Raw genomic sequence first — 26,896 nt, forward strand, 5'->3', positions numbered from 1 at the left:
CTTTTCTGTCAAAGGCCGAAGGAGGGCCGGTCAAACGGGGAACTGATGGCCTTCAGCCCTCCAGTTCCTCGCGCAGCATCTCCAGTTCCAGCCATTCTTCTTCCATGGCCTCCAGCTTGTCGCGCAGCTTCGACATTTCCTGCGCCAGCGTGTTGAAGGCCGCGGGGTCCTTTGTGAAAAGCTCCGGATCGGCCATGCGCTGCTCGCGTTTTGCGATTTCGCCTTGCGCCTTTTCCATCTCCTTCGGAAGATTTTCGAGCGCGAATTTCTGCTTGAAGGACAGCTTGCCCTTGGCCTTTGAAGAATCCTGCGATGCAGAGGCCGAAGGTGCGGCCTTCGCCTTTTCCTGTTTCTCAGCCTTGCGTTTTTCTTCCGCCGCGCCCTTGCGCTGCGCCATCATGTCCGAATAGCCACCGGCATATTCGATCCATCGTCCGTCCGGTTCATCCGGATTGACGGGCGCGATGGTGGAGGTGACGGTGCGGTCGAGGAAATCGCGGTCGTGGCTGACGAGGATAACGGTGCCGGAAAAGCCCGCAACGATTTCCTGCAGCAGATCGAGCGTTTCGATATCCAGATCGTTGGTCGGCTCGTCGAGGATCAGAAGATTGGTCGGCCGCGCCAGAATGCGTGCCAGAATAAGGCGCGCGCGCTCGCCCCCGGAAAGGTTGCGGATCGGCGTGCGGGCCTGTTCCGGCTGGAACAGAAAGTCTTTCATATAGCCCGTCACATGCTTCAGTTCGCCGTTGACCAGCAGATTTTCACCGCGGCCATCGGTCAGATAATGCGCGAGCGTATCGTTGGGATTGAGATCCTCGCGCTTCTGGTCGAGCGTCGCAATCGCCAGATTGGTGCCGAGCTTCACCGTGCCGCTATCGGGCTGCAGCTGGCCGGTGAGCATCTTCAGAAGCGTGGTTTTACCGGCGCCATTCGGGCCAACGAAACCGATGCAATCGCCGCGATGGACGCGCAGCGAAAACGGCGCGACGATCACGCGCTCGCCATAAGCCTTGGTGATGGCCTCGGCTTCGATAACGAGCTTGCCGGATTCACGCCCTTCGGTAACGGTCGCCTGCACCGTGCCCTGCGGCCCCTTGTGGCCGCGATATTCCGCACGCATGGCCTGAAGCTCGCCGACGCGGCGCATGTTGCGCTTGCGCCTTGCGGTCACGCCATAACGCATCCAGTGTTCTTCACGCTCGATGGCCTTGCCGAGCTTGTGCTGTTCCAGTTCTTCCTCTTCCAGCACCTTGTCGCGCCATTCCTCGAAATGGGCAAAACCGCGATTGAGACGACGGGACTGGCCACGATCCAGCCAGACGGTCGAGGTCGAGACCTTTTCGAGAAAACGCCGGTCATGCGAAATCAGCACCAGCGCGCTGCGCGTCTGCTGCAGCTCGCTTTCAAGCCATTCGATGGTGGGCAGATCGAGATGGTTGGTCGGTTCGTCCAGCATCAGTATATCGGGCTCAGGCGCCATGACGCGGGCAAGGGCCGCACGTCGCGCTTCACCGCCGGAAAGGCTCGCCGGATGTTCCTGCCCGGTGAGGCCGAGATGCTCAAGAAGATAGGTGACGCGATAGGGATCGTCACCGGGGCCGAGCCCCGCTTCGGCATAGGCCTGAACCGTGTCGTAACCGGCAAAATCCGGAGCCTGCTCCAGATAACGGATGGTGGCGGCCGGATGCCGGAAAACCTCACCCGACTGCGCCTCGACCAGACCCGCGGCGATCTTCATCAGGGTGGACTTGCCGGAACCGTTGCGCCCGACGAGGCAGATGCGGTCGCCCGGTTCCACCTGGAGATTGGCGCCGTCGAGCAGCGGGGTCACGCCGAAGGTCAGCTTGATGTCATCGAGTTTCAAAATTGGGGGTGCCAAGGCGTCAGGCTCCGGTCAGATCATAAGGGCGGGCGAGCACGATGGCTTTTCCGCTTTTCAGCGAGAAATGCACGGGGCCGCCATTCGCGACATTGGAAATAGTGCGGGACGAACCGAAAGCAAGCGCAAAATCCTTCAGCGGATAACGCACATTGCCGATATCGAGCCCCTCAAGGGCGGTAAATCCGGCAACCGAAAACAGCGAGGCGGGCGGCAGATCGATATCCAGCGAACCGGCAAGCAGCGGCCGCGCCTCTTCTTCACCTGACGTCAGCGTAACGTCGATACCACGTTCGGCAAGCGCCACCGCGTAAAGGAGGTGCTGAAGCGCATGGTCGCTTCTCGCGCCTCCAAGCGCACCGACAAGCACCAGCGAATGCGCACCACGGGAGAGAGCTTCCGATACCGCGATCTCGCCATCCGTCACCGCCTTTGCGGCCGGGTATGGCTGCCGCGCCACATCGGGCCAGGCCTCCAGCAACTCTTTGCTGGCGGAATCGAAATCCCCGACCCACAACTCCGGCGCAAGGCCAAGCGGCCGGGCATGGCGCATGCCGCCATCGGCCGCAATCACACGGCTATCCGCGACCGCTGACTTCAGACGATCGGTCACCGTGACATCGCCGCCAAGCAGAATGGTGAAGCGCTCTTTATCCATGCCCTGCCTTATCGCACCTCGGCCAAAAATGGAAAGCGGAAACCCGATGAAATCGGCCTATATTGATTTTCGCCGGCTTCGGGATTATGAAACGCCTCAGTGGTGATTTGCCGACCGGCTTGCAGCCACTTTAAAGAAGTCGCTAAAGGGTCGAGGAAAAGGGCAATTTCCTGGGACCGGTCGCGATTTCGCTGCCGGTTTTTTTGTTTTCGCAACGTTCTTTACGTGATCCGGAAAAGAGAGTTCGACATGCCGATAAAGATTCCCGATACGCTTCCCGCTTTTGAGACCCTCGTTCGTGAGGGCGTGCGGGTCATGACCGAAACGGCGGCCATCCGGCAGGATATCCGCCCGCTCCAGATCGGGCTTCTCAACCTCATGCCGAACAAGATCAAGACGGAAATCCAGATGGCGCGCCTTGTCGGCGCATCGCCGCTGCAGGTAGAGCTGTCGCTGGTGCGGATCGGCGGCCATCGCGCCAAGAACACGCCGGAAGAACATCTCCTGTCCTTCTACGAGACGTGGGAAGAAGTGCGCCACCGCAAGTTTGACGGTTTCATCATTACCGGCGCGCCCGTGGAGACGCTTGCCTACGAAGACGTGACCTACTGGAACGAAATGCGACAAATTTTCGAATGGACGCAGACCAACGTTCATTCGACGCTGAATGTCTGCTGGGGCGCGATGGCCGCCATCTATCATTTCCACGGCGTGCCGAAGCACGAGTTGAAGGAAAAGGCTTTCGGGGTCTACCGTCACCGCAATCTCTGCCCCTCATCGATCTATCTGAATGGCTTTTCGGATGATTTCCAGGTCCCGGTCTCGCGCTGGACGGAGGTACGCCGCGCCGATATCGAAAAACATCCGAAACTCGAAATCCTGATGGAATCCGAGGAAATGGGCGTTTGTCTGGTGCATGAGAAAGAGGGCAACCGGCTCTATATGTTCAACCATGTCGAATATGATTCGACATCGCTTTCCGACGAATATTTCCGTGACGCGAATGCCGGCGTGCCCATCAAGCTTCCGCATGATTATTTTCCACACAACGACCCGGCGCTCGCCCCGCTCAACCGCTGGCGCAGCCATGCCCATCTGTTTTTCGGCAACTGGATCAACGAGATATACCAGACGACACCCTATGATCTCGAAGCCATCGGGCAACTGGCCGCGTAAATTGCGGATTGCGAATTGCCGGGAAATGACGCAACGTCCGCCCGGCAATTCGCAACATCAGGGAGAATGACGATGAGCGACGCGGCGGCTCGGGAGAATTTCGGTTTCACGGCGACGGGCGAAAAAGTCGAACGCGTCACCATCGCGAAAGGCGGGCTGACAGCCAAGGTCATCACCTGGGGCGCCGTCATTCAGGATCTGCGCCTTGAAGGCCACCAGCCGCCGCTCGTCCTCGGCTTCGACAAGTTCGAGGACTACAAATATTCCTCCTATTTCGGCGCCACGCCCGGCCGCAACGCCAACCGCATCGGCGACGGGCGGTTCTCCATCGACGGGCGCGACTACCAGCTGGAGCTCAATGAAAAGGGCGTAACCCACCTGCATGGCGGCAGCGACGGCATGGGCAAGCGCAACTGGATGCTGATGGAACATGGCGAAAGCCACGCGGTTCTGCAGATCATCGATCCCGATGGCCGCGCTGGTTATCCCGGCAATTGCACGGTCACGGCCACCTATACGATCCTCGACGGCGGCGTGCTTTCGGTGGTCTATGAAACGGTGACCGACAAGCCGACCATCGCCAATGTCTGCCAGCATTCCTATTTCAATCTCGATGGCGCAGACACCGCGCTTGGGCATGAGATCAGCATCGCGGCTGATTTTTACCTGCCCACCAATGAAAAGCAGATACCGACGGGCGAAATCCGCTCCGTCGAAGGCACCGTCTTCGACCTGCGCCACCCGACACCGATGCGGCGCAAGGATAATGGCGAGCAGGTTCTCTACGACCACAATTTCTGCCTGTCGCCCGAGCGCCGCGCAAAACGCAAGGTCGCCCGCGCCTATTCGCCGGCCTCCGATATCGCCCTTGAGGTTCACACCACCGAGCCCGGTGTGCAGTTTTATTCGGCCTTCAAACTGGACGTTCCGGTTCCCGGCCTCGATGGCCGTCACTACGGCCCCTTTGCCGGTTTCTGCCTGGAAACGCAGATTTGGCCGGACGCCGTTAACCACCCGGATTTTCCGCACGCTATCCTGCGGCCGGGTGAAACCCTGCGTCAGGAAACCGACTATATTTTCAGGAAAAGCTGACGCGGCGCGCCGGGGTCAATCCAGCACGCAGCCGACATAGCCGCCGGAGGCACGCGCGCGCCGTTCGATAAGGCCGGCAAGCCGTTGCAATCCGCGTCCCGGCTTGCTGGCGACGCGGTCTATGGGATTAGGCAGCGAAACCGCCAGCAGCGCCGCCTGACGGGAGCTCAGTTTTGCGGCCGGCACCTTGAAATGGTGCTGGGCGGCAGCCTCGATTCCATAAATGCCCGGTCCCCATTCGGCAACGTTGAGATAAATCTCCATCATCCGTTTTTTCGACCAGACGAAATCGGCAGCAATCGCCAGCGGCAACTCCAGCCCTTTGCGCAGGAAGGAGCGGCCGTTCCATAAAAACAGGTTCTTGGCCGTCTGCATCGGAATGGTGCTCGCCCCACGCGTCGCGGCCCCGTCCAGCGCATTGCTGACCACGGACTGCATCTGGTTCCAGTCCACGCCGCCATGGAAACAGAATTGCCCGTCCTCGGACATCATAACGGATTGCACAAGGCGCGGCGAAATATCCTCGAGCGGCACCCAGCGCCGGTCATAACCCTGAAAGGTCACCAGATCGGCGAGCATCAGCGTCGAGACCGGCCGGATAAACGGCAGCGCATAAACCGGAATCAGCAGATAGGGCAGGATCAGCAAAGCCAGCAAGGTCATGACGATACGCTTTGCCAACGTGCGAAAATCCACCTTCGGACTGCTCCGGTCTTCCGCCAGTACGGCGTAATCTGCGTCGCTTTCAGGCGTACTGCTCAATATTCGTCAAAGCCCCGCACCAATTGAAGCCTTTCATAGTCCATTGCCGCCTTTAAGGCGAGTCCGCTCAAATAGTTGCACCGCTGGAATCACGAAAAGGTTTGCCTGCATTCGCGCGGCATGCCAAAGAGCGCGGCATGGACGCTGCGATGACAAATTTCGAAACGAAGCTGCGCGAAAACGCGGCAAAAACCGAAGCCCTGCTTGGTCGCCTGCTTTCCGGCGAAGCCCGCGCGGATGAGATCACGCGCCCGCAAAACCTGCTCGACGCCATGCGCCATGGCGTGTTGAACGGCGGTAAGCGCCTGCGACCCTTCCTCGTCATCGAAAGTGCCGCCCTTGCGGGCGGGAATGCCGAAGCCGCCCTTTATGTTGGCGCGGCATTGGAATGCCTCCATTGTTATTCGCTTGTTCATGACGATCTGCCGGCCATGGACGACGACGACCTGCGCCGCGGCCAGCCGACCGTGCATCGCAAATTCGATGAGGCGACAGCAATTCTCGCCGGCGACAGCCTGCTGACGCTTGCCTTCGATATCATCGCATCGGACGAAAATCCGCTTGCGGCCGAGCGCAAGGCCGCGCTCGTACTTTCGCTTGCCCGCGCGGCGGGCATCGGCGGTATGGCCGGCGGCCAGGCGCTCGATCTCGCTGCTGAGAAAAAAGCACCTGATGAAGCCGGTGTCATTACATTGCAGGCTATGAAAACCGGTGCACTGCTGCGTTTTGCCTGCGAAGCGGGCGCAATCATCGCCGGCAGCGATGTTTCCGAAAGGCAAAGGCTGCGTCTCTTCGGCGAAAAGATAGGCCTCGCCTTCCAGCTTGCCGACGACCTTCTGGATTTGACGGCCGATGCCGCCACCATGGGCAAGGCAACCGGCAAGGACGCCGCGCGCGGCAAGGGAACGCTCGTGGCGCTGCGCGGCGAGGACTGGGCGCGCAGCCAGCTGCGGGAGCAAGTGGCGGAAGCAAGCGAACTGCTGGCCCCTTATGGCGAAAAGGCCGCGATTCTCATCGCGGCCGCCAGATTCATCGCTGAACGAAAGAGCTAAGCGGCTTCCACTCAGCTTTTCATTACCCAATCAGCCCTTAAGCGGCGAAATCAGCACTTCGACGCGACGGTTCTGGGCGCGGCCATCCGGCGTTGCATTCGAAGCGATCGGCTGCGACGGGCCGAAGCCGAGCGTCGAAATACGACGTTGATCGACGCCACGCGCGCCGAGATAATTGGCGACCGATGCGGCACGACGTTCCGAAAGGCCCTGATTGTAACCGGCGCTGCCGGTCGAATCGGTATGGCCGTTGATGTCGATCAGCGTGCGGTTGAACTTGTTCAGCACGATGGCGACGGAATCGAGCGTCTGATAGAATGGCGGGATGACCTGATCCTGGTCCGTCGCGAAGGTGATGTTCGACGGCATGTTGAGAACGATGCTGTCGCCACGGCGGGTAACCGAAACGCCGGTTCCCTGAAGCTGGGCGCGAAGCTCGGCTTCCTGGCCATCCATGTAATTACCGATGGCGCCGCCGGCGAGCGCGCCGATGCCCGCACCGATAAGCGCGGCATTACGGCGACCGGTCGGCGAACCGCCGACAGCCAGACCGCCCAGAGCACCGACCACGGCGCCGATGCCGGCGCCGCCCGCCGTGTTCGACATCTTCTGCTCACCCGTATAGGGATCGGTGGTGGTGCAGGCGGAAAGATAGGTCCCGCAAAGGGCGACGATCGCGATTTTTTTGATCATGTGTTTTGATGCTCCGAGAGGTTCAGGAGGTATGACAGTGGAATTCCGGCCTTTTCACGGTACTCTTTACTCCGCCGCATCTTTCCGGCCAAAACGCTTTTCGATGTAATCGATCACAAGCGCTTCAAAATCGGCGGCGATATTGGGACCACGCAGGGTCAGCGCTTTTTCACCGTCGATAAAGACGGGCGCTGCCGGGCTTTCGCCGGTTCCGGGCAGGGAAATGCCGATATCGGCATGTTTGCTTTCACCGGGGCCGTTGACGATACAGCCCATGACGGCAACGTTGAGCGCCTCGACACCCGGATATTTCTCACGCCAGATCGGCATGTTCTTGCGAATATCGTTCTGGATGTTCTGGGCAAGTTCCTGAAAGACGGTGGACGTGGTGCGCCCGCAGCCGGGACATGCCGCAACGACCGGAATGAACTGACGGAAACCCATAACCTGCAGCAATTCCTGCGCCACCTGCACTTCGCGGGTGCGGTCACCATTCGGCTCGGGCGTCAGCGAAACGCGGATGGTATCGCCAATGCCGTGTTGCAAGACGTAACCCATGGCGGCGGACGAGGCGACGATGCCCTTGGAGCCCATGCCCGCCTCGGTGAGGCCGAGATGCAGGGCGTGGTCGGAGCGTTCCGACAGCATGGAATAGACGGCGATCAGGTCCTGCACCTGGCTGACCTTGGCAGACAGGATGATGCGGTTGCGCGGCAGGCCGATCTCTTCGGCAAGCTCGGCGGAAATCAGCGCCGACTGAACAATGGCCTCACGCGTGACCTGACGGGCGGAGAGAGGGAAACCCTGCTCCTTGTTCTTGTCCATCAGCGTCGTCAGAAGTTCCTGATCGAGCGACCCCCAGTTGACGCCGATTCGCACCGGCTTGTCGTAGCGGATCGCCATTTCGACGATCTCGCCGAATTGCTTGTCCTTCTTGTCCTTGAAGCCGACATTGCCCGGATTGATGCGGTATTTCGCCAGCGCTTCGGCGCAGGCCGGATGATCGGCCAGAAGCTTGTGGCCGATATAATGGAAATCGCCGACAAGCGGCACATCAAGCCCAAGCCGCAGCAACCGCTCGCGGATTTTCGGCACGGCGGCCGCACTCTCGTCGCGGTCGACGGTGATGCGCACGATTTCCGAACCGGCCCGGAACAACGCCGCCACCTGTTGCACGGTGGCGTCGATATCCGCCGTATCGGTGTTGGTCATCGACTGCACGACGACGGGCGCGCCGCCACCGACGATGACACCGCCCACGTCTACGGCGACGGATGCGCGGCGGGGCTTGGGATCGTAATCGGCATGTGACGTCATGGCGGTCTCTGGAGCTTGCGGCAAGGTCTGGCAATTGAGGTGAAACAGGCAAGCCTGCTTGTCAACACCCAACGCATGAGAGCTTCTACTTTACCGCAATCATGGCAAAATTCGAGACGCCTATTCCTTGCCCGCGCCATCCGCATGGCGGGCGAGCCGCGACAGTAACAGAACCACCACATGCAAGAGCGGCAGGGCGATGAAGACGCTGGCAAGACCGGTATGCTCGGCAATAAAGCCGATGGCCGATGGCGCCACCAGAATACCGGAATAGCCCATGGTGGTGACCACCGAGAGACCAATGCCGGGCGCCAGTCCCGGCATGTTGCCGGCGGCGGAAAAGGCAATGGGCACCATGTTGGAAATGCCGACGCCGGCAATCGCGAAGCCGATGATCGCGATAGTGGAATTTCCCGCAAGACCGGCAATGAGAAGACCGATAATCGACATGGCCGAACAGAAGCGCAGGGTCGTCACGGCGCCGAAGCGGTCACGCACCAGATCGCCGGCAAACCGCATGGCCGCCATGGTCAGGGAGAAGGCCGCGAAAGCGAAACCGGACTGCGATACCGAAGCACCGAGTTCATTGCGCAGATAAAGCGCGCCCCAGTCGAGGATAGCGCCTTCAGGAATCATCGAGAACAGCGCCATCAGGCCGATGATCCACGGCAGCGGCGTCAGCGGCAGGCCGCCTTTCGGGCGCTCTTCCTCCGGATGCGGACGATCCGCAAGGACGCGCGGCCACGCGATGACCAGCAGCACGAGTGCGATGACCGTCAGCGCAATGGCATGTCCCTGCACACCGATGGCCGTGATGAGATAACCGCCAAGACCGGCGCCAATCAGGCCGCCAAGGCTCCAGAAGGCGTGGCACGACGACATGATGGCGCGGCGCATATCCCGTTCTACCGCTACCGCATTGGCGTTCATGGCTACATCCATCGCCCCCGTCAGCCCGCCGAACAAGAACACCGCAATCACCCCGGCCCACACCGTGCCCGCCCAGGAAATGAAAAGCAGGGTCGGCAAAAAGATCGCCGCAGTGACGAGGCTGACCGTACGTGAGCCGAAACGGGCGATCTGCGAACCGGCAATCGGCATGAAAACCAGCGAACCGATACCGAAGACCAGAATGATCAGGCCGAGCGCGCTCTCACTGAGGGACAGGCGCGCCGCAAATTCCGGAATCTTGGGCGCCCATGACCCCATCATGAAACCGTTCATCAAGAACAGCAGGGAAACGCCCAGCCTGTGCCGCGTCAGATAGGACGAGCGTATGCCTGTCGGCGAAAATGTCGTGGGGCCATTCATCGGCAATATCCTTCAGACTTGACCATGAGAAAACTGAACGGCGTCATCTTCGCCGCAATAAACCTGTACGCCCTTTGCCGACAGCGCCTCGACGAATGCACGGTCGGCATCCTGTTCCAGCACGAGGGAAAGAGGTGGAGAAAAATCATGCACATGGAAAGCTGCCCTGTGGCCGAGCTTTTCCGTGGTGATGGCGGCGACAATCCGCTGGCTGGCGCTGCAGGCAAGCCGCTTGAACACCGCATCCTCGAAAACATCCGCCGACAGACCCGTTTCGGCCGCAACGCCGCAGACACCGAGAATGCAGAGATCGGGCCGCATCAGTTCGAGCTGCCGAAGCGCCATGGCGTCGATCGCAGCACCTACGGCCGGGTCGACCTTGCCGCCGATCAGCACCAGATCGATATCGGCCCGGCCCGTCAGTTCAGCGGCAATGGCGGGCGTATTCGTCACGACCGTCAGGTTGAGCCCGGCGGGAAGCGCCCTTGCAATGGCGAGATTGGTGGAACCGGCATCGATGAAGACTACCATGCCCGGCTCGAGAAGCGGAACAACGGCACGCGCCAGCAGGGCCTTGCGGTCGGCGTCCTCGGCAATGCGCGTCTTCAGCGGCACCGTTTTGCTGTCGGAAAGCAACGCCCCGCCATAAACCCGCAGGCATTCTCCCCGGGCTGCCATCTCACGCAGGTCGCGGCGCACGGTGTCTTCGGAAACGCCGAAATTCTGCGCGAGATCCTGCGCCAGCACCCGGCCGCTTTGCCGCAACTGCGCAAGGATGAGCGCCTGCCGCTCGCTGACAAAATGATCGCTCATCGAAACTCATGCATAAACAGGAATAAACGTGCACGAACATGCATATTCGAGTTTTTACGGCTGCGCAACAAAAAACGCCCGCCGGAGAGGCGGGCGTCTGACACTGCATCAATGATTGGATACGGCTTTATTCTCCGTAAGCGATCAGCAGATCCTTCGCATCAATCTGGTCGCCGGGGCGCACCAGAACTTCTGCGATCTTGCCGTCGCGTTCGGCGTGAAGCGCGGTTTCCATCTTCATGGCTTCGATGGAAAGCAGCACATCGCCGGCCTTGACCTCCTGGCCCTGGTTGACGAAGACGCGGCTGATCACACCCGGCATCGGCGCGCCGATATGGACGGCATTGCCGGGTTCGGCCTTGCGGCGCACGGCGGAGCCGGAAGCGCCATGGGCACGATCCGGCACCTTGATGCGGCGGGGCTGGCCGTTGATCTCGAAGAACACCGTCACCATGCCCTTGTCATCCGTGCCGGACGAGGCCTGATTGACGATGACCAGCGTCTTGCCGCGTTCGATATCGGCAAACAGTTCTTCGCCATCCTCCATGCCGTAGAAATAGGCATGGGTGGGCAGCACTGACACAGGGCCATAGGTCTCGGCTGTCAGCGCGAAATCCGTGAACACCTTCGGATACATCAGATAGGACGCGAACTCGAAATCGTCGACCTTGCGCTCCAGCTTGGTCTCGATAACTTTCCGTTCGGCATCGAGATCAGCATCTTCCAGCAGCGAACCCGGACGAACCGTATAGGGCGCTTCGCCCTTCAGCGCCTTTTTCTGCAGGGCTGCCGGCCAGCCGCCGGGCGACTGTCCAAGATCGCCCTTCAGCATCGACACCACCGATTCCGGGAAAGACACTTCACGATCAGGGTTTTCAACGTCGGCCACCGTCAGATCCTGACTGACCATCATCAGCGCCATATCACCGACGACCTTGGAGGACGGCGTCACCTTGACGATATCGCCGAACATGCGGTTGGCGTCGGCATAGGCCTGCGCCACCTCGTGCCAGCGGCTTTCGAGACCCAGCGAACGCGCCTGTTCCTTGAGGTTGGTGAACTGGCCGCCAGGCATTTCATGCAGATAGACTTCCGAGGCCGGTCCCTTGAGATCGCTCTCGAAGGCGGCATACTGGTTGCGCACGGCCTCCCAGTAGAAGGAAATGCGGCGGATCCATTCGGTATCGAGACCCGTATCGCGTTCCGACCCCGCCAGCGCCTCCACGATCGAGCCGAGGCATGGCTGCGACGTATTGCCGGAGAAGGCATCCATTGCAGCATCGACGGCGTCGACACCGGCATCCACGGCTGCAAGAACGGTCGCGGCGGAAATACCCGACGTATCATGGGTGTGGAAGTGGATCGGCAGACCGGTCGCCTCACGCAGCGCCTTGAACAGAACCCTGGCGGCGGCCGGTTTCAACAGGCCCGCCATGTCCTTCACGGCGATGATATGAGCTCCGGCCTTTTCAAGCTCGGCGGCAAGGTTGGTATAATATTTGAGATCGTATTTCGGACGAGCCGAATTCAACAGATCGCCGGTATAGCAGATGGTCGCCTCGCAGAGCTTGTTCTCCTCGGCAATCGCATCCATCGAGACGCGCATATTCTCCACCCAGTTCAGGCAGTCGAAGACGCGGAAAAGATCGACCCCGCCCTTTGCAGCCTGACGGACGAAATATTTGACGACATTGTCCGGATAATTCTTGTATCCGACGCCGTTCGCGCCGCGCAGAAGCATCTGCAGCAGCAGGTTCGGCGCGCCTTCGCGGATCAGCGCAAGACGCTCCCATGGGTCTTCCGTCAGGAAGCGCATGGAAACGTCGAACGTCGCCCCGCCCCAGCATTCCAGCGAGAGAAGCTGCGGCAGCGCCTTGGCGTAAACGCTGGCGACTCGGGCGATATCATGGGTGCGAACGCGGGTGGCCAGCAGCGACTGGTGTCCATCACGCATGGTCGTATCGGTGACCAGCACGCGCTTTTCGTTGCGCATCCAGTCCGCAAAGCCCTTTGGACCGAGCTTGTCCAGCAACTGCTTGGTACCATCAGGCGTCGGCGCATCGATGTAAGGCACGATGGGCTTTGCCGCCTTGTCGGACGGTCTGGCGCGTCCCTTGGTTTCCGGGTGACCATTGACGGTCACGTCGGCAAGATAGGTCAAAAGCTTGGTGGCGCGGTCCTGACGCTTGACCTGCGCAAACAGCTCCGGCGTCGAATCGATGAAGCGGGTCGTATAGGTGTTGTTGCGGAAACTGTCGTGACCGATGATGGCTTCGAGGAAGGTGAGGTTCGTTGCCACGCCGCGAATACGGAATTCGCGCAGCGCGCGGTCCATGCGGTTGATCGCCTCATCCGGTTGCGGCGCCCAGGCCGTTACCTTGACGAGCAGCGGATCGTAATAGCGGGTGATGACAGCGCCGGTATAGGAAGTGCCGCCATCCAGACGGATGCCGAAGCCAGAGGCGGAACGGTAGGCGGTGATACGGCCGTAATCCGGAATGAAGTTATGTTCCGGGTCTTCAGTGGTGATACGGCACTGCAGCGCATGGCCGTTGAGACGGATATCCTCCTGGCGCGGCACGCCGGATTCCGCGGTGCCGATGGCAGCGCCTTCGAGAATATGGATCTGCGCCTTGACGATATCGATACCGGTAACGACTTCGGTGACGGTATGCTCCACCTGGATGCGCGGATTGACCTCGATGAAGTAGAATTTGCCGGTATCGGCATCCATCAGATATTCGACCGTGCCGGCGCCGATATAGCTGGTCGCGGCGGCGATCTTCAGGGAGTAGGCAGCAAGTTCCTGACGCTGCGCTTCGGTGAGATAAGGCGCGGGCGCACGCTCGACCACCTTTTGATTGCGGCGCTGGATCGAACAATCACGCTCGAACAGATGCACGACATTGCCATGCGTATCGCCGAGAATCTGGCTTTCGACGTGGCGAGCACGCTCGACCAGCTTTTCCAGATAGACCTCGTCCTTGCCGAAGGCGGCCTTCGCCTCGCGCTTGGCTTCCGTCACCTCACGGGCAAGGTCCTCTCGTCTGCGGATGGCGCGCATGCCGCGTCCGCCGCCGCCCCAGGAAGCTTTCAGCATGACCGGATAGCCGATTTCCTCGGCCATGCGCTCCACTTCCGCCATATCGTCGGGCAGCGGATCGGTAGCGGGAACAACGGGGACGTTGACCGAGATCGCCAGATTGCGCGCAGCCACCTTGTTGCCGAGCTGGCGCATGGTTTCCGCCGTCGGTCCGATGAAGGTGATGCCGGCCTTGTTGCAGGCCTCCACGAATTCGGGGCTTTCAGACAGAAGACCGTAACCGGGATGGATCGCGTCCGCTCCGGAAAGCTTGGCTACGCGAATGACCTCCTCGATCGAAAGATAGCTCTCGATCGGTCCCATATCCTTGGCGAGATGCGGCCCCCTGCCGACCTGATAGGATTCGTCCGCCTTGAAGCGGTGCAAAGACAGCTTGTCCTCTTCCGCCCAAATCGCAACGGTTTTAATCCCAAGCTCGTTCGCTGCCCGGAAAACGCGGATCGCAATTTCGGATCGGTTGGCAACAAGTATTTTCGATATTTTCAAGACGGTCTCCCCACACGCCAAAACAAAATTTCTGCTGCACTGCGGAATTAAGCAGCAAAACCCGGTCTTGGAAAGGGCAATTCCGGCGAGAACTGTCCTGTTTGCGCTAGCTCAGCAAACCATGACGAAAAGCAAGTGCTACTGTATGCTGCCGGTTCTTGGCGCTGAAACGGCGCTGAATTCCGTTGATATACCAATCGACCGTGTGGTTGGAGATCGATAGTTGGCGTCCAATTTCGGTGGAGGTCATGCCGTCCGCCATCAGCGTCAGCACCTCCATTTCGCGCCTCGTAAGCTCGAGAGCGGAAACGTCAGGAGCATTGCTGAAGCCGTGGGACTGACCGGAAAGATCGAGCAGGCGCCAGAACACGGCACGCGTGGCCGCATCCAGAAGTTCCACCTGCAAAGAGGGCAATTGCCGATCCTGACCGCCAATGAAGACCGCACCGATGAAGCCCGCGCGGCCATGCACGGGGAAGGCGTAACCACCCTGCAGACCGTACCGGCCGGCATCGTGGAAAAAGACGCTCGCCCTTTTGCGATGCATCGCACGTGGTAGGCCGTCCAGCGCTTCCTTCCACTGAAACGGCTTGTGCACCATGCCGATCACCTTGCGGACGGGATCGACGAGATTGTATTTCTTGGCCCTGTAGACCTCCAGCCAGCCTTCGGGCAGATGTTGCGCAAGGATGTGTCCGGTGGAGGCGAGCTCCCCGGTCATCCGCCTGCTGACAAGAAAATAGTCGAAACCGTATTCGCGAATGAGCGTTGCAAATTCGGAACGAACGCGGTCGGCGCTTCCCGTCTGGTAACACGCAGAGATGAAGTGAAGAATATCATGCATAAAGACACGGGGTCCGGAGCTTGGCTTGAAGGGAATGACACGAAGGACGTGGTCCCGCGATGACGTCATGTTACTCGGGCGCCGGTCGGTTGAGATTGAACATATCGTCGTTAGCAATCCCTGAAACGAAGATGCGAAATCTTGTGACGGCAGTCCCCGGGAAACATCGGGTTCGGTTTTTTTCGGTTCGCACGCGCGGTCAATCTGTTAAGCCGCCATTCAGACAGAAAGAGCGATAATTACACAAATTTCGCCGTCTCATGCAACCTTGCTAAAATAACTTGCCTTGAGACCGAACAAACAACCGCTCGAAAAAGACGCTCGGACTGGATTGAAAATTTGACCTTGTTTCAGGTTTACACACGCGCTCTGCGCTATCTGACCGTACATAAATGGCGGGTGACGGTGGTCGTCATCGCCAACGTCATTCTTGCAGCGATCACCATCGCCGAACCGGTGCTGTTCGGCCGGATCATCGACGCCATCTCTTCCGGCACCAATGTCACGCCCATTCTCATTCTTTGGGCGGGTTTCGGTGTCTTCAACACTGTCGCTTATGTGGCTGTCGCCCGCGAGGCGGACCGGCTGGCCCATGGCCGGCGCGCTTCGCTGCTGACAGAAGCCTTCGGGCGCATCATCTCGATGCCGCTTTCCTGGCACCATCAGCGCGGCACATCCAATGCCCTCCACACGCTGCTGCGCGCCAGCGAAACGCTGTTCGGCCTGTGGCTCGAATTCATGCGCACGCATCTGGCCACCTTCGTCGCACTGGTGCTGCTTGTGCCGACCGCCATGTCCATGGACCTGCGCCTCAGCTTCGTGCTGATCGGCCTCGGTATCGTATACTGGTTCATCGGCAAGTGGGTGATGGGCCGCACCAAGGACGGCCAGGCTTCGGTCGAAGAACACTATCATAGCGTTTTTGCCCATGTCAGCGATTCCATCAGCAACGTCTCGGTGCTGCACAGCTACAACCGCATCGAGGCCGAAACGAAGGCGCTGAAATCTTTCACCGAAAAGCTGCTGAGCGCGCAATATCCGGTGCTCGACTGGTGGGCCTTTGCCAGTGCTTTGAACCGCACGGCTTCCACCGTTTCGATGATGATCATCCTCGTCATCGGCACCGTGCTGGTGAAGAACGGCGAGTTGCGCGTCGGCGATGTCATCGCCTTCATCGGTTTCGCTAATCTCCTGATCGGCCGTCTGGACCAGATGCGCCAATTCGTGACGCAGATTTTCGAAGCCCGCGCCAAGCTCGAGGATTTCTTCGTGCTGGAAGATTCCGTCAAGGAACGGGAAGAGCCGGGCGATGCGCGCGAATTGTCGAATGTCTCCGGCACCGTGGAGTTCCGCAACATCAATTTCGGTTTCGCCAACACCAAGCAGGGCGTTCACGACGTTTCGTTCACGGCCAAGGCCGGCGAGACAGTCGCGATCGTCGGACCGACAGGTGCCGGCAAGACCACGCTCATCAATCTCCTGCAGCGGGTCTACGATCCCGATTCCGGCCAGATTCTGATCGATGGGACCGATATTTCGACGGTGACGAAAAATTCGCTCCGCAACTCCATCGCCACGGTGTTTCAGGATGCCGGCCTGCTGAACCGCTCCATTCGCGAAAACATCCGCCTCGGCCGTGAATCGGCCACCGATGCGGAAGTAGTGGAAGCAGCGGCAGCAGCGGCGGCGACGGATTTCATCGATAGCCGCATCAACGGCTATCTGACCCAGGTGGGTGAACGCGGCAACCGCCTGTCCGGCGGCGAACGCCAGCGCATCGCCATTGCCCGCGCCATACTAAAGAACGCTCCCATTCTGGTTCTGGACGAAGCGACCAGTGCGCTTGATGTGGAAACGGAAGCTCGGGTGAAGGCCGCTGTCGACGCGCTGAGAAAGAACCGTACAACCTTCATCATCGCCCACCGCCTTTCCACGGTCCGCGATGCCGATCTCGTCCTCTTCCTCGATCAGGGCCGGATCATCGAAAAGGGTACTTTCGATGAGCTGAGCCAGCGTGGCGGACGCTTTACCTCGCTGCTGCGCACCAGCGGCCTGCTGACGGAAGACGAAAACCAGCAGCCCCGGCCGAAGGCCATTGCCTCCTGAGGGTCTGGCTGACGGAATGAAGACAGGGCGGACAGCATGTTGTCCGCCCTTTTTCTTTGCCCGTTTCCCGACGGCCCCGCCAGATCACAGGTCGCCTATCGGAGAATTTCGGTCAGGGAACTTGCCAGCCAGAAATCGATCTGCCCGAAGGGGAGGACATTTCCCAGAAAGGCGACAATACCTGCTGCGAGATTGGTCAGGAAAACTCCAAGTACCACGCCAAGCATTATTCCGACGCTCGTTTTCCGTGGGTAGCGCGCCAACCAGCAGGACAACGCCAGGGAAAGAATGGCGAGCAACGCCAACAGTGCAAGTTCTGTGAAAGATGCGCTGAATCGCAAGATAACTCCCTTCCGATCGACCGATTATTCGCGACTGTTGCTTTTCTCGAAAAGATTGACGAGACAGTCCGCACCGGACGATCCGGCACCGCGCCATCAAAACCTTCGCCAATATGACCCTATCCCGGTGCTGCGGGAGCTTCCAGCCGACGCTGCGAACTAGGTCCGGGCTTCCGTGCCATGATCCGACCCACAGACTGAGTCGGAGGCCAGGGTAGCCCCATAAAGATTCAGGCCCCCGCGTTACCACGGGAGCCTGAGTTTAAAGGCGAACGAAGACCTGATCGTCTCAGTCGAAGGGGATCACCCGATCACCTGCCGACAGGGCCTTGCCATCGACGGAAACGGAGACTTCCGCCGTATCGGCCTTGCGGCTTACGACGATATCCCTGGCCCTGCCGTCGAGCGTGATCTTCACCGAGAAGCCGCTCCAGTCCTCCGGCAGCGACGGCGAAATATGCAGCTTGCCGTCGGTGCGGGTGATGCCGAGAATACCCTCGACAGCGGCGCGGTAGAGCCACCCGGCGGAACCCGTGTACCAGCTCCAGCCGCCACGGCCTGCATAAGCGCCTTCACCGTAGACATCCGCAGTCACCACGTAGGGTTCGACCCGATAGGTTTCCGATGCTGCCGCATCGAGCGCATGATTGACTGGGTTGAGCAGCTTGAAGCAGTTCCATGCCTCCTGTGCCCTACCCTGCTTCGCAAGGGCGAGAACCACCCAGGTCGCCGCATGGGTATATTGTCCGCCGTTTTCGCGCACACCCGGCGGATATCCCTTGATGTAACCCGGATCATGTGGCGCTCGCGAGAAGGGCGGCGTGAACAGCCGGATAATGCCGGTCTGCTCATCGACCAGATGCTCCATGACGGCATCCATTGCCTGCCGCGACCGAGCCCCTTCGCCTTCGCCGGAGAGAACGCTCCAGCTCTGGCCGAGCGAATCGATCCGGCATTCCTCGCTTTCGGCGGAACCGAGCGGCGTGCCGTCATCGAAATAACCACGCCGGTAATAGCTGCCATCCCAACCCGCTGTTTCCAGCGCATTGCGTAGCTTTTCCCGGTGCGCCGCCCATTTGCCGACGCGGTCGGTATCGCCACGCTTTTCCGCAATCTCGATGAAATCGCGCAACGCTCCGGACAGGAACCAGCCGAGCCAGACGCTGGTGCCCTTGCCGCCCACGCCGACACGGTTCATGCCGTCGTTCCAGTCGCCGCCGAGGATCAGCGGCAGGCCATTTTCGCCGGTGCGATGAATGGCAAGATCGAGCGCCAGCGCCGCATGCTCGTAAAGCGTGGCGGATCTGTCGCTGGTTTCCGGCTGGAAGAAAGCGTCATGCTGGCCGGGCATCAATGCCGCCCCCTTCAGGAAGGGGATGCTTTCATCGAGGATGGCAGCATCGCCCGTGGCCGAGACATATTGGTTGATCGCATAAGCGAGCCAGACCACATCGTCGGAAATGGTGGTACGAACACCGGCGCCCGTCAGCGGCAGCCACCAGTGCTGCACATCGCCTTCCGGGAACTGGCGGCCTGCCGCGCGCAGGATCTGCTTGCGGGCGAGATCCGGCTGGTAGAGCAGGAAGGCCAGCGTATCCTGAAGCTGGTCGCGGAAGCCGAAAGCACCGCTCGACTGGTAGAAGGCAGTACGCGCCAGAATGCGGCATGCCAGCGCCTGATAGGGCAGCCAGTTGTTGACCATGTGGTTGAAGCCGGAATCAGGCGTGGAAACCTGCAACTGGCCGGTAAAGCCCGTCCAGAACGCCTTGCTCTCATCCAGCACCGTCTGGAAGTCCGCCTTACGAACATCCTTCACCAGCGCTTCGGCCTCTTCCGCATTGTCGGCATCGCCGAGAATGAAGGTCATGTGCCGTTCTTCGCCGGGCTTCAGGTGGATTTCCTGCATCAGCGCGGCACAGGGATCGCCGTCGACCTCCGTGCTGCCACTGAGTGCAGCCCCGGACACGATGCCCTGCGGCGCCTGCGCCGACCCGAAGCGGCCGATGAATTCCCGGCGACTGGTCGTGAAGCCGCTCGCTTCGCTGTCGAGCGTCAGGAAGGCCGTGCGAGCGCTATAGTCGATGCTGTAGGGGTTCGACGCGAAGATCGCATTGTTGCCGGCATCATGCCTGCTCAGAATGAACGGCGCAGATTTCTGGCCGTTATTGCCGAGCACCCATTCCACATAGGCATAGACCTTCAGACGGCGACTTTTCGAGCCCTTGTTGCGAACGATGACCTGCGAGAGTTTGACCGGTTTTTCACGGTCCACGGTCTGCGTCAGCTCCACCTCCAGCGTATCGGCCACGCCCGTCAACACGGAGTAACCGAGACCGTGGCGGGTTTCGAACATGGCTTCGGGATCGCGCGACAGCGCGGCACAGGGCGTATAGAGCTTTCCTGTCTCCACATCGGCGACATAGAAGGCCTCACCCGGCCGGTTGATGACCGGATCGTTGCTCCAGGGTGTCAGCTGATAGTCGCGCGAATTGCGGCTCCAGCTGAAACCGGCGCCTTCGGCCGAAATATGGAAGCCGAAATTCTCGTTCGAGATGACGTTGATCCATGGATGCGGCGTGGACTGCCCGCCATTGAGGCGCACGACATATTCCTGACCGCTTCTGGTAAAACCGCCGAAACCGTTCCAGAAATCGAGATCGCCCGCATCTTCCACCGGCTCCGCCACAGGGAAGACCGGAACAGGCAGACGGGCCTGTGCCGCATCGCTCGTGCCGTCGGGGCTGCGATGGGCCGCAAACAGCGATACCGCACGGTTGATCTGGTCGACGATCTTGCCGTTGCGCACGTGGAGGACGACGCGGGAAGCGGCGAGAAGCGCGCTCCAAGTCTCTTCATCCATCAGGTCGCGGCGCACCGAGAAGACGTGCGGACGTCCGCCATCGGCAGGATTGATGCGGCGCTGCGCCTCGGAAATATGATCGAGTGCATGCTGCATGTCCTGCGCATAGGACGCAGCCCGTTCGTTGACGATGACGAGATCGAAGATCACACCGCGCGAGCGCAGATATTCATGGGCGCTCAGCGCTTCACGGGCGATATCCATGTCCATATCGTCGTTGATGCGCAGGCTGAAGATCGGGAAATCGCCCGAAATCGCAAGCGGCCACAAGGCGCGCTGCGACGCGAGACCCGTTTTCAGCGTTTCCGAATCCGCACGCAGATGCATGTCCGGATAGGTCAGATAACGGCCGAGATGCTGGAAGGCGGCCGCCTGCTGCGAGGTGACGCCCACATGGCGCATCTGCACCTGCGTACGCGTCCAGGCATGCACCAGTTCATGCGCGAAGGCGTCCGGATGACGATAACGGTCGATTGCCTTGTCGACTTCCTCGCGGCTCGGCGCGGCAATCGTCCAGAAGATTACACTCACCTTCTTGCCCGCCGGCACGCGCACGGTGCGGCGCAGCGACAGAATCGGATCAAGCGTGAAGCCGTCGGTGCTGGAAAGCGTCGCACCGGCATCGAAAGCCGCCGCTTCACGCAGCGAGCGTCCGCGACCGATGAACTTGACGCGATCGGTCTCGAACTCCGTCGGGCGCGACGGGCCGGCATTGTCAGCGGCCAGGTGCGCGATGACGGTGCCCGGCTCGTTCGGGCTGCGACGGTTGCGCCACGCACGGATGACGTCGCCGCGACGGCCGATCTCCGTCTGCACGAACATGCGCGAGAACAGCGGATGGGCATTGTCGTCATCCTCCGACGCAATGACCGGCTCCAAATAGGAGGTCACTTCGATATAGCGATCCTCGGAACCGACATTGAGCAGGGTGACGCGGCGGCCTTCGGCATCGTGCTCGGTGGCGACGATGCATTCGACAACGCTTTGCAGATCGCCGGTGGTCTTGTGGAACTCGGCCTTGTCATCGGTGAAGATCGTCTTGGTCTTTTCGCCCTCGATGACACGCGGCTCGGCCGTTGCGCTCCACCATTGTCCATTGGTGGTGTCGCGCAGGAAGATGAAGGTGCCCCAGCGGTCGTCGGTCGGGTCGGCCTTCCAGCGGGAAATGGCCTGGCCGTTCCACTTCGAATAACCGGCACCCGTCGAGGTGAGCATGGTCGAGTAGTGGCCATTCGAGAGGAACACCACTTCGCGGTCGCGCGCGGCCGGGTCGGTGATGGAACGAACTTCCGCACGCAACAAGTCCGCCTGTTCCTTGCCGGGGGTTTCCGGCTCGTATTTGGCGCTCATGACCGGCACTTCGCGCGGCGCCTTTTCCTGCAGCAGCAGTTCTGCCGCCTCGATCACCGGATCGGAGTGGAAGAGTTCGCGCAGCACGCCGTCAAAGGCGACGTTGGCGACGGCCGCAATCGACATGCCGTGGTGGTGTGCATAATAATTGTAGACCACCGCGCAGACCTTGCCATCCGGCACACGTGTCGGCGTGAAATCCACCGCGTCATGGAAACCGTACTGGCCGAGAGCGCCAAGCTTGCGCAGCTTGTCGAGGTTCTCAAGCGCACCATCGGGATCATACTGGCTGGCGAGGATCGATGCGTAAGGTGCGATCACCGCATTCTGGCCAAGGCCACGCTTGAGGCCAAGCGTCGGCACACCGAAGTTGGTGTACTGGTAGTTCATGTTGTGATCGCGGGCGTTGAACGCCGCTTCGGAAATGCCCCACGGCGTGCCGAGACGACGACCGTGGTTCATCTGTTCCTTGACGATCAGATTATTGGTCTGGTTGAGGATGCCACCCTGACGCTCCTGCATGACAAGCGGCGGCATCAGATATTCGAACATCGAGCCGGACCAGGAAACCAGCGCGCCCTGCGCACCGATCGGCACGACCTGACGGCCGAGACGGTACCAGTGCTCGGTCGGCAGATCGCCCTTGGCGATGGCGAAGAGGCTGGTCAAGCGGCATTCGGAAGCCAGAAGGTCGTAGCAGGCCTCGTCAAGCTCCTTGCTTTCGACGCGGTAGCCAATCGACAGAAGACGGCGATCCTTGCGGTAAAGGAAGGTGAAGTCCATCGAGAAAGCAAGGTTACGGCTGCGGTCGCGCAGCGATGCGAGACGCTGGCGCAGCGGCTCCATGTTGGTGAGGTCGATGGCGCTGTCGGAAATATGCGCCTCGCAGCAATCGACGAGCAATTGCGCCCAGCGCGTCACTTCCGCGCTCTGCGCGGATTTCACCTCATGATCGACGTTGGTTGCGAGTTTCTGGATATCGCGCGCAAGAACCGCGAGATTGATGACGCGGATCGAGGCAAATTCATGCTCACGCTTGACGGAGGCGAGAGCGTTCGAGAAGCCGATGATGCGCTCCTCGAGGCGGCGATGCAGCGGGCGCAGGTTCTTGCGGTCGTCGGGCAGCGCCTTCAGCGTTTCGCGCAGAATGCCGGCAAGATCGCCGATACCGTCCAGATTACCCTGAAGATGCGCGGACGGCGCTTCTGCCCAATCACGGCAGGCAGACGAAACCGCAATAAGGTGACCGGCGAGGTTGCCGCTGTCCACCGCAGAAACGTAACGCGGCCCAAGCGTCTGCAAGGTGTCGGTGTGATACCAGTTGTAGAGATGGCCACGATATTTTTCCATCTTCTCGACAGTCTGGATCGTGTTCTCGATCCGCTCCAGCGTATCGGCAAAGCTGATCCAGCCGAACTGACGCGCCGAGATGACGGAGAGCAGATAGACGCCGATATTGGTCGGCGATGTACGCGAAGCAACGATCGGTTCCGGCGTTTCCTGGAAGTTGTCCGGCGGCAGGTGGTTTTCCTGCGGCGTCACGAAAGCCTCGTAATAACGCCAGGTGCGGCGCGCGATCTTGCGAAGCTCGAAGGAGACGTGTTCCGAAACGAACAGCCGGTCTTCGGTTTCAGCCGACTGGCTGACATACCAGGCAACGGCGGGGGACAGAACCCAGAGCAGCGTGAATGGAATGCCGATCAGGAAAGCGTTGTCGCCCGGCAGCGCCGCAAACAACAGGCCAAGCATCGCCACCACGGGCGCATGCCACATCTGGCGATAATAATCGACGATGCTGCCCTGCGCGCTCGACTGCATGCTGGCGGCGGTACGCCATTCCAGCATCAGCTTGTGGCTGACGAGCAGGCGGTAAAGCGAACGGGCAATCGCATCCGTCATCATGCAGGCGGCATCGGCGATGAAGACGATACGCAGCGCAACCTGCGCATTGGTGGCGCGGATTTCCGACCAGATGGTATGGAAATGCGCCTGCGGTACAATATCGGTGGAGCGCGGCACGAGGCCGGACAGCAGGGACAGCGTGGGCGCGACGAACAGCGAGAAGATCAGCAGGATCTGCCAGATCAACGCACCGAGCGGATCCATGAAATACCAACCGAGGATCGAGGCGAAGAACCAGGCGATCGGCGTCAGCGAGCGACGCAGATTGTCGACCATCTTCCAGCGGCCGATGGCGGTAACGCCACGGGCACGATCGAGGATAAAGGGCAGAAGCTGCCAGTCGCCACGCGCCCAGCGATGCTGGCGCGACACTTCCACCTCATAACGGGTTGGGAAGTCCTCCACCAGTTCCACATCGGTCACCAGCGCACAGCGCGCAAAGGAGCCTTCGAGCAGATCGTGACTGAGGATGGAGTTTTCCTCGATTCGGCCCTTCAGCGCCGCCTCGAAGGCATCCACATCGTAAAGGCCCTTGCCGGTAAAGGTACCTTCGGAGGTCAGGTCCTGATAAACGTCGGAAACGGTAAAGACGTAAGGATCGATACCGCGGTTGATCGAGAAAACGCGCTGGAAGACAGAGGCATCCTTGCCGGTCGTCAGCGAAGGCGTCACCCGCGGCTGCAGCAGGCCGTAGCCTTCGACAACCCGTCCGGATACCGGATCGATCACCGGGCGATTGATCGGGTGGTGCATCTTGCCGACGAGCTTGGTCACCGCATCGCGCATCAGGCGCGTATCGGCATCCAGCGTCATGACGTATTTCACGCCCTCCGGCACGACGTTCGCGCCGCCGAGGAAGGTCGTATCCTTGTCGCCGCGCAGCAGCATGTTCAGCTCATGCAGCTTGCCGCGCTTGCGCTCCCAGCCCATCCAGCAGCCTTCGGCCGGATTGTAGAGGCGGCGGCGATGCAGCAGGTAAAAGCGCGTCTTGCCATCAAAGGCGTAGCGGCTGTTCAGCGCCGCAAGCTCGCGCTTGGCATAATCGAGAATCTCGAGGTCATCGTCGGACTGCTCGTATTGCGCATCGCGCCAGTCGCTCACCAGCGAGAAGTAGATCTCGCCATGTGGATTGGCGAGATAATGCACTTCGATATTGCGCATCATCTCGTCGACACTGTCGCGGCTGGTCAGCATGCAGGGCACGGCGACCAATGTGCGGGCGTCCTGCGGAATGCCGTTCTTGAACTCGTATCCGACCAGCCGGAACGGTTTCACGAAGAAGGTGACGAGGGTGTTGAAGAGGCCGGTCGCGCCTTCGGATGCCGGCAATGCGAACATCAGCAGGAACGCGGTCACGACATACCAGGGCATGCCCGCCTGCGCCAGGAACCAGCCGACAGCAAGCATGGCGAGCGCAGTGATCAGAAGCACCGGCGCGGCGATTGCCAGCCAGTTGAACTTGCGCATCGAGCGCACGATGCGCTGCGACACCAGCGGCCGGTAACCCAAAGCCTTTTCAAGCTCGAAGCGGCGCTGGCCGACGAGCACGGAGCCGACATTGACGCGATGGGTTTCATCCGCACCCGCCGGCGTCTCCGAACGCGCCATTTCGACAGCGGCGCGCGCAACCTCGACTTCGGTCTTGGGAGAACGGCGCGCCAGAAGTTCGATCGTGTTGCGGTAGGTGTTGCGCGAACCGAAATCGAGAACCTCGTAGTCGGTCTCTTCGCGCAGAACCTTGTCGATATGGCTGACTTCCTCGAACCACACCGACCATTCGGTATCGTCGATTTCGCGCAGGCTCTTGACGATATTGCCCATCGTCACATTGCCGGATGCCAGGCGGTTATGTTCCGACATCATGACGTTTTCAGCGTCGGTGCCGGCAGCGTGAAGACGCTCTTCGAGCCAAGCAACGGCAAAACCGGAGGTCTGCGAACCGTTTCTCAGACGATAAAGGAACTGCGTCGCGAAAGTCGGGTCGTCGACCAGCGAATCGACCTGCTTGAGAAGCGCTGCCGAGGCTTCCGCATCGTTCAGACGGATGATTTCATCGACGACCTCATTCGCCTTCTGGCGCATGCGGCGCGAACGCTCCACACGGATGGAGATGCGGCGAAGATTTTCGATGAGGACAAAACGGATAATCGACGGCAAAGCCCACAATTCGCCGATCTGCAGCGTCTTCGAGGTCTGATAGCCATCCACCAGCGCCGTCATGTTTTCGCGCGAAACCGTGCTGTGGGTATGGGCGACATAAAGCCAGCCGAGCGCCATGACCCGCGGGATCGTCACGCCGCCCACCGTCATCGTCGGCAGCTGGCGATAGAACTTGCGCGGAAAATCGCGGCGGACTTCCTGGATCGCCTCTTCGATGACGTAGTGATTGTCGAGCAGCCATTCCGCCGCCGGCGTTATCGTGGCGCCATTTTCCGCATCGACGGCCGTCGTGCGATAGACCCTGAGGATTTCCTTCTCGTTCTCACGATGACGCTCGAAGAAATCGAATTCCATGAAGCCGGGAAGACTGTCGGCGCCATCGCGGGAAAGCGCGGCGCCCGCATCATGCAGTTCCTCCACCGTCATATAGGACGCGCGGATCGAATCGTTGTGATCGATCTGCTTCGTCTCGGAATCACGGGCGGCGGCGGTCGGGGTAATATGAAATGACATCGGGCTCGTATTCTGAACTTTATGGAAACTTGTTCGACTTGACCGGCATTTCGTCCGTGGCGGGAACACACACGAAAATCGGGCCACGCTATATTTATGACTTATCCTGAACCTTCGGTGAACCGGACCGGACGCTGCGCGGAACGGATCGTCAAGTGCGGAATATTCGCAGGCGCGTCATGCTGCAGCGTCATTATTCCGGAATATCTGCGAAGCTGGAGATCGGCGCGGACAGGGCTTTTTCGATGAGGGGAAGAAAATGGTATCGTTCGGCCCGGCAATGCCGTTCCGACCGGATTTCGCACCCTCCCCGATGGCGAAAACTGTTCGCGCAACGTCCGATAATCCCCCGTTGACAACCTGAAGGGCAACACGAACCGAAAGGCCCGCGCTACATCCGAAAGAAGCTAATGCCCCAGGACGTCAATAGTTCCATGCCACCTGTCGCGGCACGATGCAAGCGCTGAATTTCGGGGCA

The 26,896-nt window shown here is 60.2% G+C and carries 15 protein-coding genes and 1 riboswitch; of the genes, 4 read left to right on the plus strand and 11 right to left on the minus strand.

All coding sequences use genetic code 11. The annotated features are described in order from the left end of the window. Positions 1-52: 52 nt before the first annotated feature. Together PH605_RS04545 and PH605_RS04550 are read right to left on the minus strand one after the other, a co-directional pair. Positions 53-1,879, minus strand: coding sequence for an ABC-F family ATP-binding cassette domain-containing protein (locus PH605_RS04545; protein WP_142844406.1), 1,827 nt, complete (start codon positions 1,877-1,879; stop codon positions 53-55). A 4-nt stretch (positions 1,880-1,883) separates the two neighbouring features. Further along, positions 1,884-2,537 carry a thiamine diphosphokinase gene (locus PH605_RS04550; RefSeq protein ID WP_142844407.1) on the minus strand — a complete coding sequence of 218 codons (654 nt, stop codon included), beginning with the start codon at positions 2,535-2,537 and terminating at the stop codon, positions 1,884-1,886. Positions 2,538-2,626: 89 nt separating this feature from the next. After that, positions 2,627-2,703: riboswitch (SAM riboswitch) on the plus strand. Positions 2,704-2,786: 83 nt separating this feature from the next. Between PH605_RS04550 and metA the strand changes: the two genes are divergently transcribed. Both metA and PH605_RS04560 read left to right on the plus strand, forming a co-directional pair. Further along, a complete protein-coding gene (metA, locus tag PH605_RS04555) occupies positions 2,787-3,713 on the plus strand; it encodes a homoserine O-acetyltransferase MetA (RefSeq protein ID WP_065656904.1) in 927 nt (308 codons plus the stop codon). A gap of 72 nt (positions 3,714-3,785) precedes the next feature. After that, entirely contained in the window at positions 3,786-4,805 is a 1,020-nt protein-coding gene (locus PH605_RS04560) for an aldose epimerase family protein (protein ID WP_080856867.1), read from the plus strand. A 15-nt stretch (positions 4,806-4,820) separates the two neighbouring features. On the opposite strand, the gene mtgA is transcribed toward PH605_RS04560, so the two are convergent. Continuing rightward, on the minus strand, positions 4,821-5,468 hold the full coding sequence (mtgA, locus tag PH605_RS04565; RefSeq protein ID WP_211380811.1) for a monofunctional biosynthetic peptidoglycan transglycosylase: 648 nt from the start codon (positions 5,466-5,468) through the stop codon (positions 4,821-4,823). A gap of 236 nt (positions 5,469-5,704) precedes the next feature. Here mtgA and PH605_RS04570 point away from each other — a divergent pair, with 236 nt between their 5' ends. Then, positions 5,705-6,619, plus strand: coding sequence for a polyprenyl synthetase family protein (locus tag PH605_RS04570; protein WP_065657031.1), 915 nt, complete (start codon positions 5,705-5,707; stop codon positions 6,617-6,619). Between the two features lie 30 nt (positions 6,620-6,649). On the opposite strand, the gene PH605_RS04575 is transcribed toward PH605_RS04570, so the two are convergent. The 6 genes from PH605_RS04575 to PH605_RS04600 all read right to left on the minus strand — a co-directional run bounded on the left by PH605_RS04575 (position 6,650) and on the right by PH605_RS04600 (position 15,186). After that, on the minus strand, positions 6,650-7,312 hold the full coding sequence (locus tag PH605_RS04575) for an OmpA family protein (RefSeq protein WP_003520323.1): 663 nt from the start codon (positions 7,310-7,312) through the stop codon (positions 6,650-6,652). 66 nt (positions 7,313-7,378) lie between these two features. Continuing rightward, positions 7,379-8,629: a flavodoxin-dependent (E)-4-hydroxy-3-methylbut-2-enyl-diphosphate synthase gene (gene ispG, locus PH605_RS04580; protein WP_020010805.1), complete on the minus strand. Its 1,251-nt coding sequence runs from the start codon at positions 8,627-8,629 to the stop codon at positions 7,379-7,381. 120 nt (positions 8,630-8,749) lie between these two features. Then, the gene (locus tag PH605_RS04585) at positions 8,750-9,940 is read right to left on the minus strand and encodes an MFS transporter (protein ID WP_078052330.1); all 1,191 of its coding nucleotides are present in this window, start codon (positions 9,938-9,940) and stop codon (positions 8,750-8,752) included. A gap of 12 nt (positions 9,941-9,952) precedes the next feature. Continuing rightward, the gene (locus PH605_RS04590) at positions 9,953-10,753 is read right to left on the minus strand and encodes a DeoR/GlpR family DNA-binding transcription regulator (RefSeq protein WP_142844408.1); all 801 of its coding nucleotides are present in this window, start codon (positions 10,751-10,753) and stop codon (positions 9,953-9,955) included. Positions 10,754-10,880: 127 nt separating this feature from the next. After that, positions 10,881-14,342, minus strand: coding sequence for a pyruvate carboxylase (gene pyc, locus PH605_RS04595; RefSeq protein WP_142844409.1), 3,462 nt, complete (start codon positions 14,340-14,342; stop codon positions 10,881-10,883). Between the two features lie 106 nt (positions 14,343-14,448). Beyond that, complete coding sequence (locus tag PH605_RS04600; RefSeq protein WP_065656899.1) at positions 14,449-15,186, minus strand: helix-turn-helix transcriptional regulator; 738 nt, start codon at positions 15,184-15,186, stop codon at positions 14,449-14,451. Between the two features lie 339 nt (positions 15,187-15,525). Here PH605_RS04600 and PH605_RS04605 point away from each other — a divergent pair, with 339 nt between their 5' ends. Continuing rightward, positions 15,526-17,292, plus strand: coding sequence for a glucan ABC transporter ATP-binding protein/ permease (locus tag PH605_RS04605; protein WP_003520317.1), 1,767 nt, complete (start codon positions 15,526-15,528; stop codon positions 17,290-17,292). A gap of 95 nt (positions 17,293-17,387) precedes the next feature. Here PH605_RS04605 and PH605_RS04610 read toward each other — a convergent pair whose 3' ends face one another. Then, entirely contained in the window at positions 17,388-17,633 is a 246-nt protein-coding gene (locus PH605_RS04610; protein WP_142844410.1) for a hypothetical protein, read from the minus strand. A gap of 289 nt (positions 17,634-17,922) precedes the next feature. Then, entirely contained in the window at positions 17,923-26,418 is an 8,496-nt protein-coding gene (locus tag PH605_RS04615) for a GH36-type glycosyl hydrolase domain-containing protein (RefSeq protein WP_142844411.1), read from the minus strand. Positions 26,419-26,896 lie beyond the last annotated feature (478 nt).

Source organism: Agrobacterium sp. CFBP 3001, assembly GCF_027871605.1.
Classification (GTDB): Bacteria; Pseudomonadota; Alphaproteobacteria; order Rhizobiales; family Rhizobiaceae; genus Agrobacterium; species Agrobacterium leguminum.